The 16,389-nt window shown below is 68.1% G+C and carries 15 protein-coding genes; 9 read left to right on the top strand and 6 right to left on the bottom strand.

Translation table 11 applies throughout. The annotated features are described in order from the left end of the window. Positions 1 to 12: 12 nt before the first annotated feature. Positions 13 to 258 carry a twin-arginine translocase TatA/TatE family subunit gene (locus Q1A36_RS02050; protein ID WP_299838996.1) on the bottom strand — a complete coding sequence of 82 codons (246 nt, stop codon included), beginning with the start codon at positions 256 to 258 and terminating at the stop codon, positions 13 to 15. 163 nt (positions 259 to 421) lie between these two features. On the opposite strand from Q1A36_RS02050, the gene Q1A36_RS02055 reads away from it, so the two are divergent. After that, a complete protein-coding gene (locus tag Q1A36_RS02055; RefSeq protein WP_299838999.1) occupies positions 422 to 1,033 on the top strand; it encodes a MarC family protein in 612 nt (203 codons plus the stop codon). Next, positions 1,033 to 1,614 (top strand): TIGR02281 family clan AA aspartic protease, encoded by a 582-nt coding sequence (locus tag Q1A36_RS02060; RefSeq protein ID WP_299839000.1) that lies wholly within the window; start codon positions 1,033 to 1,035, stop codon positions 1,612 to 1,614. The genes Q1A36_RS02055 and Q1A36_RS02060 overlap by 1 nt, the downstream gene beginning before the upstream one ends. Before the next feature lie 249 nt (positions 1,615 to 1,863). Here Q1A36_RS02060 and Q1A36_RS02065 read toward each other — a convergent pair whose 3' ends face one another. Both Q1A36_RS02065 and Q1A36_RS02070 read right to left on the bottom strand, forming a co-directional pair. After that, positions 1,864 to 2,313: a DNA polymerase III subunit chi gene (locus tag Q1A36_RS02065; RefSeq protein ID WP_299839003.1), complete on the bottom strand. Its 450-nt coding sequence runs from the start codon at positions 2,311 to 2,313 to the stop codon at positions 1,864 to 1,866. Position 2,314: 1 nt separating this feature from the next. Then, the gene (locus Q1A36_RS02070; RefSeq protein ID WP_299839007.1) at positions 2,315 to 3,820 is read right to left on the bottom strand and encodes a leucyl aminopeptidase; all 1,506 of its coding nucleotides are present in this window, start codon (positions 3,818 to 3,820) and stop codon (positions 2,315 to 2,317) included. A 105-nt stretch (positions 3,821 to 3,925) separates the two neighbouring features. Between Q1A36_RS02070 and lptF the strand changes: the two genes are divergently transcribed. Genes lptF through rsmA form a run of 6 tightly spaced genes read left to right on the top strand, consistent with a single transcriptional unit; the run spans position 3,926 to position 11,671 of the window. Then, a complete protein-coding gene (lptF, locus tag Q1A36_RS02075; protein WP_299839010.1) occupies positions 3,926 to 5,077 on the top strand; it encodes an LPS export ABC transporter permease LptF in 1,152 nt (383 codons plus the stop codon). Continuing rightward, on the top strand, positions 5,074 to 6,183 hold the full coding sequence (gene lptG, locus Q1A36_RS02080) for an LPS export ABC transporter permease LptG (RefSeq protein ID WP_299839013.1): 1,110 nt from the start codon (positions 5,074 to 5,076) through the stop codon (positions 6,181 to 6,183). Before lptF ends, lptG begins: the two co-directional genes overlap by 4 nt. Further along, complete coding sequence (gene lptD, locus Q1A36_RS02085; RefSeq protein ID WP_299839016.1) at positions 6,180 to 8,564, top strand: LPS assembly protein LptD; 2,385 nt, start codon at positions 6,180 to 6,182, stop codon at positions 8,562 to 8,564. Before lptG ends, lptD begins: the two co-directional genes overlap by 4 nt. 35 nt (positions 8,565 to 8,599) lie before the next feature. Then, positions 8,600 to 9,853: a peptidylprolyl isomerase gene (locus Q1A36_RS02090; RefSeq protein ID WP_299839019.1), complete on the top strand. Its 1,254-nt coding sequence runs from the start codon at positions 8,600 to 8,602 to the stop codon at positions 9,851 to 9,853. 4 nt (positions 9,854 to 9,857) lie between these two features. Further along, positions 9,858 to 10,823 (top strand): 4-hydroxythreonine-4-phosphate dehydrogenase PdxA, encoded by a 966-nt coding sequence (gene pdxA, locus Q1A36_RS02095; RefSeq protein ID WP_299839022.1) that lies wholly within the window; start codon positions 9,858 to 9,860, stop codon positions 10,821 to 10,823. Beyond that, on the top strand, positions 10,820 to 11,671 hold the full coding sequence (rsmA, locus tag Q1A36_RS02100; RefSeq protein ID WP_299839025.1) for a 16S rRNA (adenine(1518)-N(6)/adenine(1519)-N(6))-dimethyltransferase RsmA: 852 nt from the start codon (positions 10,820 to 10,822) through the stop codon (positions 11,669 to 11,671). Before pdxA ends, rsmA begins: the two co-directional genes overlap by 4 nt. Positions 11,672 to 11,956: 285 nt before the next feature. Here rsmA and Q1A36_RS02105 read toward each other — a convergent pair whose 3' ends face one another. The 3 genes from Q1A36_RS02105 to prfA all read right to left on the bottom strand — a co-directional run bounded on the left by Q1A36_RS02105 (position 11,957) and on the right by prfA (position 14,901). Next, positions 11,957 to 12,775, bottom strand: coding sequence for a DUF4167 domain-containing protein (locus tag Q1A36_RS02105; protein WP_299839028.1), 819 nt, complete (start codon positions 12,773 to 12,775; stop codon positions 11,957 to 11,959). A 249-nt stretch (positions 12,776 to 13,024) separates the two neighbouring features. Next, a complete protein-coding gene (prmC, locus tag Q1A36_RS02110) occupies positions 13,025 to 13,852 on the bottom strand; it encodes a peptide chain release factor N(5)-glutamine methyltransferase (RefSeq protein ID WP_299839031.1) in 828 nt (275 codons plus the stop codon). Further along, positions 13,849 to 14,901 (bottom strand): peptide chain release factor 1, encoded by a 1,053-nt coding sequence (gene prfA, locus Q1A36_RS02115; protein WP_299839034.1) that lies wholly within the window; start codon positions 14,899 to 14,901, stop codon positions 13,849 to 13,851. The genes prmC and prfA overlap by 4 nt, the downstream gene beginning before the upstream one ends. A 130-nt stretch (positions 14,902 to 15,031) precedes the next feature. On the opposite strand from prfA, the gene Q1A36_RS02120 reads away from it, so the two are divergent. Next, the gene (locus tag Q1A36_RS02120) at positions 15,032 to 16,270 is read left to right on the top strand and encodes a TCR/Tet family MFS transporter (protein WP_299839037.1); all 1,239 of its coding nucleotides are present in this window, start codon (positions 15,032 to 15,034) and stop codon (positions 16,268 to 16,270) included. Positions 16,271 to 16,389: the final 119 nt, after the last annotated feature.

The raw sequence follows: 16,389 nt of genomic DNA on the forward strand, positions 1-16,389 counted from the left end.
CGCTCCCGTGGCTCAGACCTTGTCCTTGGTCTCGACGGTGGTGGTCGGGGTCACGTCGCGGGCCGATTGGCCGGGCAGGTCGCGCGTCTCGTTCATGTCGCGCTCGATCTCTTCGCTGCCGTCCTTGACGCCCTTCTTGAAGGCGGTGATTCCCTTGCCCACCTCGCCCATCAGCGAGCTGATCTTGCCGCGGCCGAAGAGCACCAGCACCACGACGGCGATAAGAAGAAGGCCGGGAAGGCCGATATTGTTCAGCATAGTCTGCTCCCATATGCGGGCCTGCTGCCCGCCTGCGGGCAACATTTAGGCCCATAGACCGGCGATTGCAAAGCCCGATTGCGTGAGGCCGGGCGCCCCCGCCGGTGACATCGCGTCGCGCGCGCCCGCTTGGCAGCACGGGGGCGACGGGCCATAAGGGCACATGGACCCGACCGCCTATGTCACCGCTTTCGTCACGCTCTTCGTGGTCATCGACCCGGTCGGGCTGGCGCCGATGTTCGTGGCGCTGACCGGCGAGATGAGCCACCGCCAGCGCCGGCAGGTCGGATTTCGCGCCGTCTGCGTGGCCTTCCTGCTGCTGACCCTCTTCGGGCTGGCGGGCGAGCAGATCCTGCACGGCATCGGCATCTCGCTGCCCGCCTTCCGCATCGCCGGCGGTATCCTGTTGCTGCTGACCGCCTTCGATATGCTGTTCGAGCGGCGGACCGAGCGACGCGAGGGCCAGACCGCGCCCGAGCCGCAGGACCCTTCGGTCTTTCCGCTGGCCATGCCGCTTCTGGCCGGGCCCGGGGCGCTGGCGACGATGATCCTGCTGTCCGGTCAGGGCGAGGGTTGGGGCTACCTGGCGATGATCCATCTCATCATGGGGGCGGTTCTGGTCATTGCGCTGGTGCTGTTCGAGTTGGCCAGCGGGCTGGGGCGGGTGTTGGGGCGCACCGGGATCATGGTGGTGACGCGGCTCTTCGGGATGCTCTTGGCGGCACTGTCGGTGCAGTTCATCATCGACGGGTTGAAGGGATCGGGGTTGGTGTAATGGGTGATCTTCTGCCGGATGACTGGGCGCGGTTCCTGTATCTGGGGCTACTCTTGCTGTTCATCGGCGGCGCGCTGCTGGTCGAATTCTCGGGCCGGGCCAGCCAGGCGATGCGGATGGCGGCATTGTGGGCGATCATCTTCGCCGGCGCGATCTTCCTGGCCGGGGTCTGGCAGGACTGGAACACGCCCGAGCAGGTAGTCAGCGAGGATGGCACGCGGATCGAGGTGCCGATGGATGCGAGCGGGCATTTCCTGCTGACCGCCGAGGCCAATGGCCAGCCGGTGCGCTTCATCTTCGACACCGGCGCCAGTTCCATCGCGCTTTCGCCCGATGACGCGCGGCGCATCGGCATCGATCCCGACGATCTGGCCTATGTCGGGCAGGCCGAGACCGCCAATGGCACGGTCGAAACCGCCCCCGTCACCATCGAACGCTTCGCCATCGGTGATCTGGTCGACGAGAACGTGCCGGCCATGGTGATCCGCGCCGAGATCAGCGGCTCGCTGCTGGGCATGTCCTATCTGCGGCGCTTCGCGCGGGTCAGTTTTGAAGGCGAGATGCTGGTGCTGGAGCGGTGAAGTCAGTTATCAGGTATATAGTTCAACTATCTGATACAGAATAATATCTGAGCAGAGACCCGCCCGATGCGCGGGCTGCAAGCCCGCCGGGCGAGCGCCGGCCCATCCCGGCGGGTAGGCGCTTTGGTGCCGCTGGCGAGACGGTCGAACGATGGATGTGGCTGGCACCATAAAACGACCCGGCCAACCGTTCGGAAGCGCCACCCCACGGGCCAGCGCTCGCCCTGTGCCCCGCAAGTTTCGGCTCGCCTACCGTTTCCGCTCCCAGCCACCGCCCTCTTCGGACCAGTATTCCGCCGTCACACCGGCACCTGTCAGCGCCCGCCACTGGTCGCGCGCGCGGCTGGTCGCCTCGGGGTCGTTGCCGTCGAAGAGGATGCAGGCGCGTTGCAGCCCGCTGCATTCCTCGGGCGTGACCTCGGCGCCATCGAGCGCCATCAGGCAGGAGGGATTGTTGGCTGCCGCCTGCCCCGCCACGGTCATCAGCACCGGCTGGCGCGCGTCATGCGGGCCGCCGGCGAGGCCGTGGGGCAGGAAGCCGTCGCCCTGCCACAGCCGTTCGTCCAGCCGGTCCAGCCGGTCGCGGGCCGTCGCGCGCAACTCGACCCGCCAGCCGGCCTGCAGCGATTTGCCGATCAGCACCGGCAAAAGCTGCTCGGCCGGCGAGCGGGTCAGGTGGTAGAAGAGCGCGTTGCCCAACTCAGCCCTTTTCGTACTGGTCGCGCACCAGGCGGTCCAGCGTCATCACCCCCCAGCCGGTCGCGCCCTTGGGGGCCAGATCGGTCGCACCGGGCGGCAGCGCCACGCCGGCAATGTCGATATGCGCCCAGGGCTGATCCTTGCGGATGAAACGCTGCAGGAACTGCGCCGCGGTGATCGAACCCGCGGCACGGCCGCCGGTATTCTTGATGTCGGCAAGCCGCGACTTGATCAGCGCGTCATAGCCGGGACCAAGCGGCAGGCGCCATGCGCCCTCGCCCTCGGCGCCGGCAGCCTTGAGGATGCCATTCGCCAGCGCGTCGTCATTGGCAAAGACCCCGGCATTCTCGTGCCCCAGCGCGATGATGACCGCGCCGGTCAGCGTCGCCAGATCGATCACCGCCTTCGGCTCGAAGCGTTCCTGTGCATACCAGAGCACATCGGCCAGCACGAGGCGACCTTCGGCATCGGTGTTGATGACCTCGATCGTGTCGCCCTTCATCGATTTCACGATATCGCCGGGGCGCTGCGCGCGACCGTCGGGCATGTTCTCGACCAGTCCGACCAAGCCGACGACATTGGCCTTGGCCCGGCGCAGCGCCAGCGTGCGCATGACGCCCGCCACCACCCCGGCCCCGCCCATGTCCATGGTCATCTCTTCCATCCCGGCCGCCGGCTTGATCGAGATGCCGCCGGTGTCGAAGACCACGCCCTTGCCGACCAGCGCCAGCGGGGCCTCGCCCTTCTCGCCGCCATTCCACTGCATGACCACGACCTTCGAGGGGCTTTCGCTGCCCTGCCCCACGCCCAGAAGCGCGCGCATCCCCAGCTTTTCCAGCTCGGGCTCGTCCAGCACCTCGACGGTCAGGCCCAGTTCCTCCATCGCCTTCAGCCGGTCGGCGAAGTCGGTTGTGGTCAGGACGTTGGCGGGCTCGTTCACCAGGTCACGGGTGAAGAAGACACCCTCGGCCACGGCGGCACCGTCCTTGGCGCTTTTGGCCAGCGCCTCGGGGTCGCTGGCCATGAAGGTCACGCGGGCCTTGTCGGGCTGCGCCGCCGGTTCCGCCTCGCCGTCAGTGCCGCCCTCGTCATGGGCGCTGGTGTGATAGACCGAGAAGTCATAGCCCCTGAGCGCCAGACCCAGAGCCACCTCGCCCGCCTGCTTGTGATTGCCGGCCAGCACCAGCGTGTGGGTCTTGCCCAGCTTGGCGCCGATGGCGGCACCGGCCTTGCGGGCCTCGTGCGTGGTCGAACGCGGCGGCAGGGCGACCAGCTGGATCGCCTCGGCACTGATGCCGGCGGGGAAGGCCAGTTCCAGCGCCTGACCCGGCTTCAGCTTCTGCCCCTCGCGCGAGGCCATCGCCCGCGCCACGGCCTCGCGCGCGGCCTTGGGCAGCTTGGCGCGGACCGGGCTGCCCGGCGTGACCAGAATGGCGATGCGGCCCTGATGGTCCGCGACCTTTTCTGCATCGGTTTCGGTGAACTGGATCTCGACGGGATGGGTCATGCCTGGTCCTCTTATCTGCTTGAGCCGAACCCTATCGCCAACGCACCCCCTTTGCCAGAGCCGCACTTGCCGTTAATCAGGGTGAAGCAAAGCGACAAGGACCCCATGCCGCGTATTGATCGATATATCCTGTCGCAGATGCTGACTTTGTTCGGCTTTTTCGCGCTGGTGCTGGTGTCGGTCTACTGGATCAACCGCGCCGTCGGCCTGTTCGAACAGTTAATGAGCGATGGCCAGACGGCGCTGGTGGTGCTGGAATTCACCGCCCTCACGCTGCCGCTGGTGATCTCGGTGGTGCTGCCGGTAGCGGCCTTTGCGGCCACCGCCTATGGCACCAACCGGCTGTCGAACGAATCCGAACTGGTAGCGATGCAGACCGCCGGCCTGTCGCCCTGGCGGCTGGCGCGCCCGGTGCTGGTCTTCGGGCTGGTGGTCAGCGTCATGGTCGGCATTCTGGTCAACGGGCTGGTGCCTGCCGCCCGCGCCCGCATGGCCGACCGCCAGGCCGAGATCGCCGAGAACGTCACTGCGCAATTCCTGCGCCCCGGCGTGTTCCAGTATCCCGTGGACGGGATCACGGTTTTCATCGGCGCGATCGCCAGCGACGGGCGGCTGCTCGACGTGTTCCTCGAGGACGCGCGACTGGCCAATCGCCGCGTCTCCTATACCGCCGAGGAAGCGCTGGTGGTGCGCGGCGAGGCCGGGCCGGTGCTGATCATGCTGAAGGGGATGATCCAGACCCTGCATGGCCGGGACGAAGCGCAGCGTCTGGATGTCACCCGGTTCGAGGAACTGAGTTATGATATCGGCGCGATGGTGTCGAAAAGCGGCGCCCGGGGCCGCGACCTGCGCGATTACGCGACGCTGAGGCTGCTGAACCCCGACGCCGAGTTGCTGGCGGCGACCGGCGCCACGCCCCAACGCGCGCGGGTCGAGGCGCATGAGCGAATCGCGCAGCCGCTGCTGTCACCGGTCGCCGCGATGATCGGCTTCGCCACGCTGCTGATCGGCGGCTATTCGCGCTTCGGCGTCTGGCGGCAGGTCATCTGGGCGATTGTCGGGCTGATCGGCGTACAGTTCCTGACCATCGCCGCCGCCAATCTGGCCAATGAGGATCCCTCACGCTGGCCGCTGATCTATGTGCCCGCGCTGGCCGGGACCGGGCTTTGCCTCCTGCTCTTGTGGATGGCCGGGCGGCGGCGGCGGCCCTGCCCGCCCGCCTTCATTGCCGGCGGATCGGGGAAGTCCGCGCCATGACCCTGTCCTTCTACATCGCCCGCCGCTTCCTGCGCGCCCTCTTGGTCGTGGGCGGCGCCTTCGCGCTGATCCTGTTCCTGATCGACATGATCGAGATGATCCGCCGCTTTGCAGCTGCGGATATCGGCCTGACCGGGGCCGCCGGTCTGGCCGGGCTGAACATCACCGGCAGCTTCTATGCGATCCTGCCGCTGATCACCATTCTGGCCGGGATCGCGCTGTTCCTGGGGCTGGCGCGCAGCTCGGAACTGGTGGCGATCCGGGCCTCGGGGCGCTCGGCGCTGAAGACGCTGATCGCGCCGGTGGCGACGGCGATCATCGTCGGGGCCCTGGCGGTGGCGCTGGTGAACCCCTTCGTCGCCGCGACCGGCAAACGGCTGGACATCGCCATGGCCAATATCGAGCGCAATGGCAGCCAGACCGTCAGCCTTGGCGACAGCGCCGTCTGGTTGCGGCAGGGTTTCGTCGTCGATGGCAAGGACCAGGGCCAGCTGATGATCCGGGCCGAGCGGACCAGCCCGGATGCGGCGACGCTGTACAATGCCAGCTTCACCATCTTCGCCCCCGATACCGGCCCGACCCGGCGGATTGAGGCGCGCGAGGCGGTGCTGCAACCGGGGGAATGGCAGCTGAGCGGCGTCAAGGACTATCCGCTGACCGAGCCCAATCCCGAGGCCTCGGCGCGCGTCTCGGACACACTGACCCTGCCCTCGGACCTGACCGCGCAGCGCATCCGCGAGGGCTTTGGCCGGCCCGACTCGGTGCCGGTCTGGGAACTACCGGGCTTCATCCAAGGGCTTGAACGCGCAGGATTTTCCGCCAATCGCCATCGCACCTGGTTCCAGATGGAGCTTGCCCGCCCCTTCCTGATGGCGGCAATGGTAGTGATCGCAGCGGCCTTTACCATGCGCCCGGTGCGCGGGCGCAGCACCGGCATCCCGGTTCTTCTGGCCTTCGGTGCCGGGATCGGGGTGTTCTTCCTGCGCAATCTGGCGCAAGTTCTGGGCGATAACGGGCAGGTTCTGCCCTGGATCGCGGCCTGGGCCCCGCCGGCGGTGGCCGCGCTTCTGGGGTTGGCGCTGATCCTCTACCGGGAGGACGGATGAGCAAGGGTTTGGCATGGACGGCCTGGGCGCGGCGCGAGGCAAGGCGCGCGGCGCTGGCCGGTGCGGCAGGGCTGGCCATCGCGGCGGCGCTGTCCACCGGCATGGCCGGGGCCCAGTCCAAGGGCGACCAGACGGCGAATGAACTGGCCAACGGCCCGGCGCTGGCGCCGACGGCCGACATGCTGGATTTCTCGCCGATCTCGGACGGCACGCTGGCGGTTCAGGCGCCCGAGGTGGCCGATCCGCGCGCCGATGTGACCCTGTCGGGCGATGGCGGTTCGGGGGCTGTGGCCGAGGATGCCGCGACCGTTCTGGCCGACAACATCGTGCTGACGGATGACCGCACGCTGATCGCCGCCGGGGGCGTGGTGATCTGGTACCAGGGCGCGCGGCTGGTCGCCTCGCGGCTGACCGTCGATGGCGCCTCGGGCGACCTGACCATCGAGGGGCCGATCCACCTGACCGAGCCGGGCAGGCGCGGCACCGATCAGGAGACCACGCTGATCGCCGACACGGCGCAGCTGGACCGCAAGCTGCAGGACGGAATCATCCGCGGCGCGCGGCTGGTCATCGCCCGCGAATTGCAACTGGCGGCGACGGAATTGCAGCGCACCGGCGGCGGTCGGATGACCCGCCTGACCAATGTGATCGCATCGTCCTGCCAGGTCTGCGCCGAGAACCCGGTACCCCTGTGGGAGATCCGCGCCCGCTCGATCACCCATGACGCCGAGCGGCGCGAGCTGACGCTGGAGCAACCGCGATTCCGCGCCTTCGGCCTGCCACTTGGGGGATTGCCCTTCACCATCACCGCCCCCGATCCGACGGTCGACCGGCGTTCGGGCTTCCTGCGTCCGCAGATGCGCACCACCTCGTCCCTCGGTTTCGGCCTCAAGGTGCCCTATTTCATCACCCTTGGCCGCAGCGCCGATCTGACGTTGACGCCCTATCTGTCAGCCAGCCGCACCCGCACGCTCGAGGCGCGCTATCGCCAGGCTTTCAGCTTCGGCGAGTTGCAGCTGGAGGGCGCGGTTAGCCGCGACGATCTGGAGGAGGGCGAGACCCGCGGTTATCTTTTCGGCGCAGGCCGGTTCGATCTGCCACGCGGGTATCAGCTGGGCGTGCAGATTCAGACCGCCTCGAGCCGCCAGTATCTGCTGGACTACGACATCACCGATGCCGACCGGCTGTGGAGCGGCGTGACCCTGCAGCGGATCGATGCCGACCGGTTCACCATCGCGCGGATCGGCAACTACGAATCGCTGCGCGAGGGGGAAGAGGCCTCGACCTCACCCGCCCAGGTTGCCGACGCGATCTGGATGCGCCGGATCGAGCCGGGTCTGGTCGGCGGCGAGGCACTGCTGCAATGGTCGCTTCATGCACATCGCCGCCCCTCGAAGGAGGATGTCGTCGGTCGAGACATGGCGCGCGCCTCGTTCGGCGTCGACTGGCGGCGCAGCGAGATCCTGCCCGGCGGCTTCGTCGCTGCCGGATTGTTCGGCCTGAACGCCGATCTCTACCGCATCGCCCAGGACAGCCAGTATGACGACGTGGAAAGCCGCGTCGTGCCTACGCTCGGGGCGGAATTGCGCTGGCCGCTGATGGCGCAGTCGGGAGGCGCGACACATCTGGTCGAGCCGGTGGTGCAGCTGCTCTATTCGCCGCGCACCGATGATGATACCGACATCCCCAACGAGGACAGCCGGTTGATCGAGTTCGACGAGGGCAACCTCTTCGGGTTCAACCGCTTTCCCGGTTGGGATGCCTATGAAAGCGGGCTGCGGGCCAATGTTGGGGTCAGTTGGACGCGCCTCGATCCGACCGGCTGGTCGATCGGTCTGACTGCGGGCCGGGTATTCCGCGACAAGCCGGACGAGGCTTTTGCGGTTGACTCGCCGCTTTATGGCCGTCGCTCGGACTGGCTGGTCGCGACGCATTTTTCCGGCGCGAACGGGCTTGCCATCGCCAATCGGGCGCTGTTCGACGACGACCTGAAATTCTCGCGCGACGAATTGCGGCTCGGCTGGCTGCGGCCGAACCTGCAGTTGTCGGCGGGCTATCTGTGGATTGACAGCGACCGCGGCGAAAGCCGCAGCTTCGATGCCTCGGAACTGAGTGCCGCCGTCGGCTGGCAGATCGCGCCGGGCCTGTGGGGCAAGGCCGAAACCCGCTATGACTTCGTCGCGAACCGGGCACAGAAGGCCGAGCTGGGCGTGACCTATCGCAACGAGTGCATCACCGTCGACATGGGTGTGGAGCGGCGCTTTTCCGCCTCGGACACGCTGGAGGCGCAGACCGATTTCGACCTTTCCGTGCGCCTCGGGGGCTTCGGGCGGCAGAAAGACGGTCCGGGCACAGTGGCGCGGCGATCCTGCATGCGCTAGTGTCGCCGCAAGAACGAGGAATACAGAGGCAGATGATGCGGCAGTTTCTTTCCGGCCTGACCCTTGCGGCGGTGCTGATGGCGGCCAGCCCGGTGATGGCGCAGAACCCTTTCGAGCCGGTCGTCTATGTCAATGACTCGGCGGTGACCCGCTTCGAGGTCGATCAGCGCATCCGCTTCATGCAGTTGCTGAACGCCCCCGGCGCCACGCCCGAAGAGGCCGAGAAGGCATTGATCGAGGACCGGCTGCGGATGCAGACCGCCAAGAAGCTGGGCATCACCGTCAGCCCCGAGGCGCTGGATGCGGGCCTGTCGGAATTCGCCGGCCGGGCCAACCTGGACACCTTCGCCTTTACCCAGGCCCTGGGCCAGGCCGGGGTCGAATCCCAGACCTTCCGCGATTTCGTCGAGGCCGGGGTGGCCTGGCGCGACGTGATCCGCCAGCAGATCCTGCCCTCGGTCCAGGTCCGTGACGCAGAGATCGACCAGGCGCTGAAGCGCGAGATCGAGACCCCGATCATCAACCGCGTGCTGTTCTCGGAACTTATCATCCCGGCCCCCCCGGGCCGCGAAGAGGCGGTGATGGCACAGGCCCGGCAGATCGCCGCCAGCGTCACCACCGAGGCCGAATTCGCCTCGGCCGCGCGCCGGCTGTCGGCCACGGCCTCGGCGCCGAATGGCGGCCGTCTGGACTGGATGCCGGTCGACAACCTGCCGCCCACCCTGCGCCCGATCCTCCTGGGCCTGCGCCCCGGCCAGATCACCCAACCGCTCAGCATTCCCGGCGCCGTGGTCCTGTTCTTCCTGCGCGACAGCCAGGGCAATCTGCGCCCCGGCGCATCCGAGCAGGTGCTGGATTACGCCGTGCTGCGGCTGCCCTCGGCGCAGGATGCGGCCAATATCGTCGCCCGCGTCGATACCTGTGCCGATCTCGAGGCCCAAGGCCGGGGCCAGACGCTGCGCCAGTCGGCCTCGCAAGGGGCAATCGATCCGCTGGTCGCCGGCCAGCTGGCCTCGCTCGACGCCGACGAGACCGCCACGATCAATCTGGGCGGGGCGGTCGACGTGGTGATGCTGTGCTCGCGCCAGCCGGCGCTGCTGGCCAATGCCCAGACCGATGTGCCGGTGACGGCCGAGGCGCCTGACGGGGTCGAGGCGGCTGTGCCCGATGCCAATGCCCTGCCCGACCGGCAAATGGTGCGCGAATCGCTGCTGAACCAGAAGGTTAACGCGATGGCCACGGCCTACCTGGCCGAGCTTTACGCCGACGCCGTCATCCGCCGGCCCTGATCCGATGGTGCAAAGGGTGATCCTGACCTGCGGCGAGCCGGCGGGGATCGGCCCGGAACTGGCGCCGCTGGCGCTGGCCTCGGGCGTCGATTTCGTCTGGCTGGGCGATCCCCGCCACCTGCCCGCCGGCACCGACTGGACCGAGGTCGCCACCCCCGGCGATCCGGTCCCCTCGGGCAGCCTGCCGGTGCTGCGCCATGATTTCGCCGCCGCCGCCACGCCCGGCCGGGCGGAACCCGCCAATGCGGCGGGCGTGATCGAGGTCATCGCGCGCGCCGTGGACCTCGTCATGCGGGGCGAGGCTTCGGCCATCTGCACCCTGCCGATCAACAAGCAGGTGCTGAAGGAAGGCGCGGGCTTCGCCTTTCCGGGCCATACCGAATACCTGGCGCATCTTGCGGGCGATCTGCCGGTGGCGATGATGCTCGCGTCAACCACGGTCACGCCGCCCTGCCGGGTGGTGCCGGCGACCATCCATATCGCCCTGTCCGACGTGCCCGCCGCGCTGACGCCCGAGGCGCTGGAGGCCGCCATCCGCATCACCCATGGGGCGATGATCCGCGATTTCGGCATCGCCGCTCCGCGCATCGCGGTGGCGGGTCTGAACCCCCATGCCGGCGAGGGCGGGGCGATGGGCCGCGAAGAGCGCGACTGGATCGCGCCACTGCTGGACCGGCTCAGGGCCGAGGGGCTGGACCTTGCCGGTCCGCTGCCCGCCGATACGATGTTTCACGCCCCCGCCCGGTCGCGCTATGACGCGGCGATCTGCGCCTATCACGATCAGGCGCTGATCCCGATCAAGACGCTGGATTTTGCCGGCGGGGTAAACGTGACGCTTGGCCTGCCCTTCATCCGCACCTCGCCCGATCACGGCACCGCCTTCGATATTGCTGGCAAGGGGCTGGCCGATCCGGCCTCGACCATCGCCGCGCTGAAGATGGCGCGCGATATGGCGGCAGCGCGGGGATGAGCACCATCGACGGCTTGCCGCCGCTGCGCGAGGTGATCGAGAGGCACGAGCTTCGCGCCAAGAAGCAGCTGGGCCAGAACTTCCTGCTGGATCTGAACCTGACGGCCAAGATCGCGCGTCAGGCGGGCGATCTGTCGCAGACCGACGTCCTGGAGATCGGCCCCGGCCCCGGCGGCCTGACCCGCGGGTTGCTGGCCGAGGGCGCGCGACATGTGCTGGCCATCGAGAAGGATGAACGCGCCCTGCCCGCGCTGGCCGAGATAGCCGAGGCTTATCCGGGCCGGCTGACCGTGCTGCATGGCGACGCGCTCGAGATCGATCCGCTGGCGCATCTGACCCCGCCGATCCGCATTGCCGCCAACCTGCCCTATAATGTCGGCACCGAGCTGTTGATCCGCTGGCTGACGCCGAAGGAGTGGCCGCCCTTCTGGCAGTCGCTGACGCTGATGTTCCAGAAGGAAGTGGCCGAGCGCATCGTGGCGAAACCCGGCGGCAAGGCCTATGGCCGGCTGGCGCTGCTGGCGCAATGGCGGGCCGAGGCGAAGATCGTCATGGCCCTGCCGCCCGAGGCTTTCGTGCCCGCGCCCAAGGTCCATTCCGCCGTGGTCAGCCTGACCGCCCTGCCCCAGCCGCGCTATCCGGCCGATCCCGCCGTGCTGTCGCGTGTCACCGCCGCCGCCTTCAACCAGCGCCGCAAGATGCTGCGCGCCAGCCTGCGCGGGCTGCATCCCGATATCGAGGCGCTGCTGGAAGCCGCCGGCATTCCGCCGACGGCGCGAGCCGAGGAGATCGACCTCGAACGCTTCTGCACGCTGGCACGGCTTCTGGCCGAGTCGCCGCGCGGCTGAGGCTGCGGGCAGCAAAACAACGCAGGTCAGAGGGCCGGCGGACGACCGCAGGCTTCCGCTGAGGGGGTTGGATGCAGGCGCTTTATGGTGCCAGTATATCGAACGACTGTTCGGCGTTGATGGTCACCAAAGCGGACGCCCGTCCGGGCGGTCGTCCGCTGGCCCGGGCGGGCTTCGCCCTGGTTCCCGGGCCGGGGCTGCGGTTCAACTGGCGACAACAAAAAAAACGGGCCGTGAGATCGGCCCGTTATGAATTGTCTTACAGTGATCCTGCGTGCCGTAGCCTCAGGCAGCCGGATCGGTTTCAGCCTCGCCCTTCGGCTCTGCCTTGCGGCGGCCACGGCTGGCGCGGGCGGGCTTGGCCTCGTTCGCGGCGGCTTCACCCTCGCCCGGGACAGCGGCCGGCTTACGCGGAGCGCGCGGGCGCTTGGGTTTCGGCTGGCTTTCCGGGGTCTCGACCAGACCGCTGTCAGCCTCGTCCGAGGCCGGCATGGCATCGGGCAGCGCCTCGGGCTGCAATTGCAGCTGCGGCTGCGGGGTCTCGTCGCGCGGCGGGCGCGGCGCGCGCGGCTGGTGCTGCGGCGCGTCCTCGCGCGGGGCGCGCTGGTGCTGCTGCTCGTCACGCGGGGCGCGCGGCTGCTGGGGTTGCGGCTCGCGGGGCTGGAAGTTGCTGGCGCGAACCTCGCCCTCGTCGCCGTCATCCGTGCGGTCGTTGCGCGGCTGCTGGTCGTTGCGATAGCCGCCACCATAGGGCTGCTGGTTGCCGCCCCGGCCATTGTTGCCATTCTCGCGATCGTCATCGCCATATTGGCGCTGATGCGGCTGGCCCTGCGGGTTCTGCGCCTGCCGCTCGGCCTGCTCGCGCTGCGCCTCGCCCAGCATACGGGTGTAATGCTCGGCATGTTGCAGGAAGCTTTGTTCCGCGACCCGGTCGTTCGACAGCTGCGCATCCCGCGCCAGCGTCAGGTATTTCTCGATAATCTGTTGGGGCGTGCCCCGCACCTTGCCCTCGGGACCCGAGGAATCAAAGACGCGGTTGACGACATTGCCAAGCGTGCGCTGACGATTGGACTTGTTACGCGAACGGGATTTGGATGATCTCATCAGTCTGTCTGTCGATAATGCCAGTTCAACGTCTGGAATTAGGTTGGGGTCGTGCCCGAGCGCGATTTCTCAGACCTTGCTTGCCCTGATTGCGGGGCGGGGCGTCTGGCCCCGGTCGGTGTTGCGTCTTGTCAGGCTGACCCGTGCGTTGGCGCCAAGCGCCCCCGTCACGAGTCCGAATAAACACGCCGATCCCGCTGTTACAAGGGGAAAGTGAAGAAATTCATGCCGAACGCGGGGCAAACGGCGCTAAATCGCCGGGAACTGCGCAAAAATGACGCGATCCCGCCCGTCGAGGTCCGGCAACACCCGCGTTGCCCCGGCCCCGGCTGCGACAAAAAGCGCGGCCACGGCCACGGCCTGCGTCGGCCCGATCTCGACCAGCACCCGGCCGCCGGGGGTCAGATGGTCCCGCGCCCCTGCCGCGATGGCGCGATAGGCCGCAAGCCCGTCACCGAAATCGGTCAGTGCCTGATGCGGCTCCCAGTCCCGCACCTCGGGCGCAAGGTCCGCCATCTCGGCCAGCGCGATATAGGGCGGGTTCGAGACAATGAGGTCAAAGCGCCCGTCGATCCCGGCATACCAGTCGGCCTGCCGGAAATCCGCCGTCACGCCGATCCGCGCGGCATTCCCGCGCGCCACCTCGAGCGCGGCTGCGGAAATATCGGCGCCGGTTCCCGTGGCCCCTGACCGATCCGAGAGCAATGAGATCAGGATCGCCCCGGTTCCGGTGCCGAGATCAAGAACCGAGTTCCACGGCAGGGCCAGCGCGGCTTCGACCAGCGTTTCGGTGTCAGGGCGCGGGTCCAGAGTGTCGGGGGTCACGCGGAAATCATGCTTCCAGAAGGCGCGGCTGCCGGTGATCTGGCTGACCGGCTGGCGCGCGGCACGGGCGGCGATGGCGGCGTCATAAGCAGCCCGGTCGGCGCTATCCGCCGCTTCGCCCTGCCGCAGACGCCAGCGCCCTGCCCCGCCCAGCACATGATCGGCCAGCCGCTGCGCATCACGCTCGGCGCCCTCGATCCCCGCCGCACGCAGCCGGGCCACGGCCTCGCGGTGAAGCGCGGACCAGATCATTCCTGTGCGGCCAGTTTCTCGGCCTGATCGTGGGCTGTCAGGGCGTCGATGATCTCGGTCAGGTCGCCCGCCATCACCCGGTCCAGCGCATAGAGCGTCAGGTTGATGCGGTGATCGGTCATCCGGCCCTGCGGGAAGTTGTAGGTGCGGATGCGCTCGCTGCGATCGCCCGAACCGACCTGTGACTTGCGGTCGGCGGCGCGTTCGGCGTCGGCGCGCTGGCGTTCGATGTCATAAAGCCGCGCGCGCAGCACGGCCATGGCATTGGCGCGGTTCTGGTGCTGCGATTTCTCGCTGCTGGTGACGATGATCCCGGTGGGCAGGTGGGTGATGCGCACGGCGGAATCGGTGGTGTTCACATGCTGGCCGCCGGCACCCGAGGCGCGCATGGTGTCGATGCGGATGTCGGTCGCGGGGATATCGATATCGACCTCTTCGGCCTCGGGCAGCACGGCCACGGTCGCCGCCGACGTATGGATGCGCCCGCCGCTTTCGGTCTCGGGCACGCGCTGGACGCGATGGACGCCGGATTCGTATTTCAGCCGGGCAAAGACCCCCTCGCCCTCGACCCGCGCCACCGCCTCCTTGACGCCGCCCAGTTCGGTCTCGCTGAGATCCAGAAGCTGGAAACTCCAGCCCTGCGCCTCGGCATGGCGACGATACATCGAGAGAAGATCGCCCGCAAACAGCGCCGCCTCGTCGCCGCCGGTGCCGGGGCGGATCTCGATCAGCGCGGGCCGCGCATCGGCGGCATCCTTGGGCAGAAGGGCGATGCGCAAGCGCTGCTCCAGGTCGGGCAGGGTCTCGCGCAGCCGCTCCAGTTCATCCTCGGCCAGTTCGCGCATCTCGGGGTCAGTGAGCATCGCCTGCGCCTCGGCCATGCCGTCGCGCGCTTCGCGCCAGGCGGCGATTTCCTCGACCACCGGCTTCAGCTCGGCATATTCGCGGCTGATCGCGGCGATCTTGTCGGGCGCGGCGCCGGCGTTCAGCTGCGCCTCGAGAAACTCGAAACGCTGGGTGATCTGGATGAGGCGGTCTTCGGGCAGCATGGCCGGGATGTGGCGCGGGCAAGGCGCGGCGTCAAGCACCTGTCGCAATCTGGCAGCAGGATCGCGGCATGATCGCGGCGCCGGGATCACCGCCCTCGCTCCGGCGACGGCAATTGGATAATGAGCGATGATGACCGAGACAGCCGCCCATATTCCCCCCTCTCCCACGCTGGTCCGCCGCGGACTGGTCCTGGTCTTCATCATCCTGTTTCTGGACATCATCGGCATCGCCATCATCATGCCGGTGCTGCCGGCGCTGCTGCACGAGCTGACCGGCGATGATATCAGCGCGGCGGCGGTGGATGGCGGCTGGCTTCTGCTGATCTATGCCGCGATGCAATTCCTGTTCGCGCCGGTGATCGGCAATCTCAGCGATCGCTTCGGGCGGCGGCCGGTGCTGCTCATCTCGATCCTGACCTTTGCCATCGACAACCTGATCTGCGCGGCGGCAACGACGCTGTGGATGCTGTATCTGGGCCGGGCGCTGGCCGGGATCTCGGGCGGCAGCTATGCCACCTGTTCGGCCTATATCGCCGATATCAGCGATGATACGAACCGGGCGAAGAATTTCGGGCTGATCGGCGTGGCCTTCGGCGTCGGCTTCACCGTCGGGCCGGTGATCGGCGGGCTCTTGGGCGAGCTGGGGCCGCGCGTCCCCTTCCTCGGCGCGGGGCTGTTGTCGCTGGCGAATTTCGTCGCCTCGTATTTCCTGCTGCCCGAGACGCTGGCGCCGCAGAACCGCCGCCGCTTCGAGTGGCGGCGCGCGAACCCGCTGGGGGCGCTGAGGCAGATGCGGCATTATCCGGGCATCGGCTGGGTCATGGCGGTGATGACCATGTACTGGCTGTCGCATGCGGTCTATCCCTCGATCTGGTCCTTCGTCACCACCTATCGCTATGGCTGGAGCGAGGCGCAGATCGGGCTGTCGCTTGGCGCCTATGGAATCTGTGCGGCGCTGGTCATGCTGCTGGTGCTGCCGCGCGCGATCCGCATCTTGGGCGAGTGGCGCGCGGCACTGCTGGGGATGGCGGTCTCGGCTGCCGGGCTGATGGCCTTCGGCCTCGCCTGGCAGGGCTGGATGATCTATGTCGTCATCGCCGCCTCGGCGCTGGAGGCTTTGGCCGATCCGCCGCTGCGCAGCATCGCGGCGGCGAAGGTGCCGCCCTCGGCACAGGGCGAGCTGCAGGGGGCGATGACCAGCCTGTCCAGCCTGACGACCATCGTGGGGCCGCTGCTGTTCACGCAGGTATTCTTTCGGTTCACCGGAGAGAATGCGGTGGTGGAAGTGCCGGGCGCGCCGTTCATGCTGGCCTCGGTATTCATGGTGGTGGCGATCGTGGTTTTCCTGAGGCGAGTGCGCAGGGGTTGAACTGAAGACCTTGGCCCGGAGCAAGCGCGAAGCGCGCCGGGCCGGCGGCCGACCGCCCCCATGGGCGGCCGCCTTGGTGCGGTTCAGCGCCGAACGACTGTTCGATGTGCTGGCGCCAT

This window comes from uncultured Paracoccus sp. (assembly GCF_947487305.1).
Lineage (GTDB): Bacteria > Pseudomonadota > Alphaproteobacteria > Rhodobacterales > Rhodobacteraceae > Paracoccus.

Bases quoted from the DNA above. Each gene is read 5' to 3' on its own strand.
- Q1A36_RS02050 (WP_299838996.1), bottom strand. From the start codon at position 258: ATGCTGAACAATATCGGCCTTCCCGGCCTTCTTCTTATCGCCGTCGTG.
- Q1A36_RS02055 (WP_299838999.1), top strand. From the start codon at position 422: ATGGACCCGACCGCCTATGTCACCGCTTTCGTCACGCTCTTCGTGGTC.
- Q1A36_RS02060 (WP_299839000.1), top strand. From the start codon at position 1,033: ATGGGTGATCTTCTGCCGGATGACTGGGCGCGGTTCCTGTATCTGGGG.
- Q1A36_RS02070 (WP_299839007.1), bottom strand. From the start codon at position 3,820: ATGACCCATCCCGTCGAGATCCAGTTCACCGAAACCGATGCAGAAAAG.
- lptF (WP_299839010.1), top strand. From the start codon at position 3,926: ATGCCGCGTATTGATCGATATATCCTGTCGCAGATGCTGACTTTGTTC.
- lptG (WP_299839013.1), top strand. From the start codon at position 5,074: ATGACCCTGTCCTTCTACATCGCCCGCCGCTTCCTGCGCGCCCTCTTG.
- lptD (WP_299839016.1), top strand. From the start codon at position 6,180: ATGAGCAAGGGTTTGGCATGGACGGCCTGGGCGCGGCGCGAGGCAAGG.
- Q1A36_RS02090 (WP_299839019.1), top strand. From the start codon at position 8,600: ATGCGGCAGTTTCTTTCCGGCCTGACCCTTGCGGCGGTGCTGATGGCG.
- pdxA (WP_299839022.1), top strand. From the start codon at position 9,858: ATGGTGCAAAGGGTGATCCTGACCTGCGGCGAGCCGGCGGGGATCGGC.
- rsmA (WP_299839025.1), top strand. From the start codon at position 10,820: ATGAGCACCATCGACGGCTTGCCGCCGCTGCGCGAGGTGATCGAGAGG.
- Q1A36_RS02105 (WP_299839028.1), bottom strand. From the start codon at position 12,775: ATGAGATCATCCAAATCCCGTTCGCGTAACAAGTCCAATCGTCAGCGC.
- prmC (WP_299839031.1), bottom strand. From the start codon at position 13,852: ATGATCTGGTCCGCGCTTCACCGCGAGGCCGTGGCCCGGCTGCGTGCG.
- prfA (WP_299839034.1), bottom strand. From the start codon at position 14,901: ATGCTGCCCGAAGACCGCCTCATCCAGATCACCCAGCGTTTCGAGTTT.
- Q1A36_RS02120 (WP_299839037.1), top strand. From the start codon at position 15,032: ATGACCGAGACAGCCGCCCATATTCCCCCCTCTCCCACGCTGGTCCGC.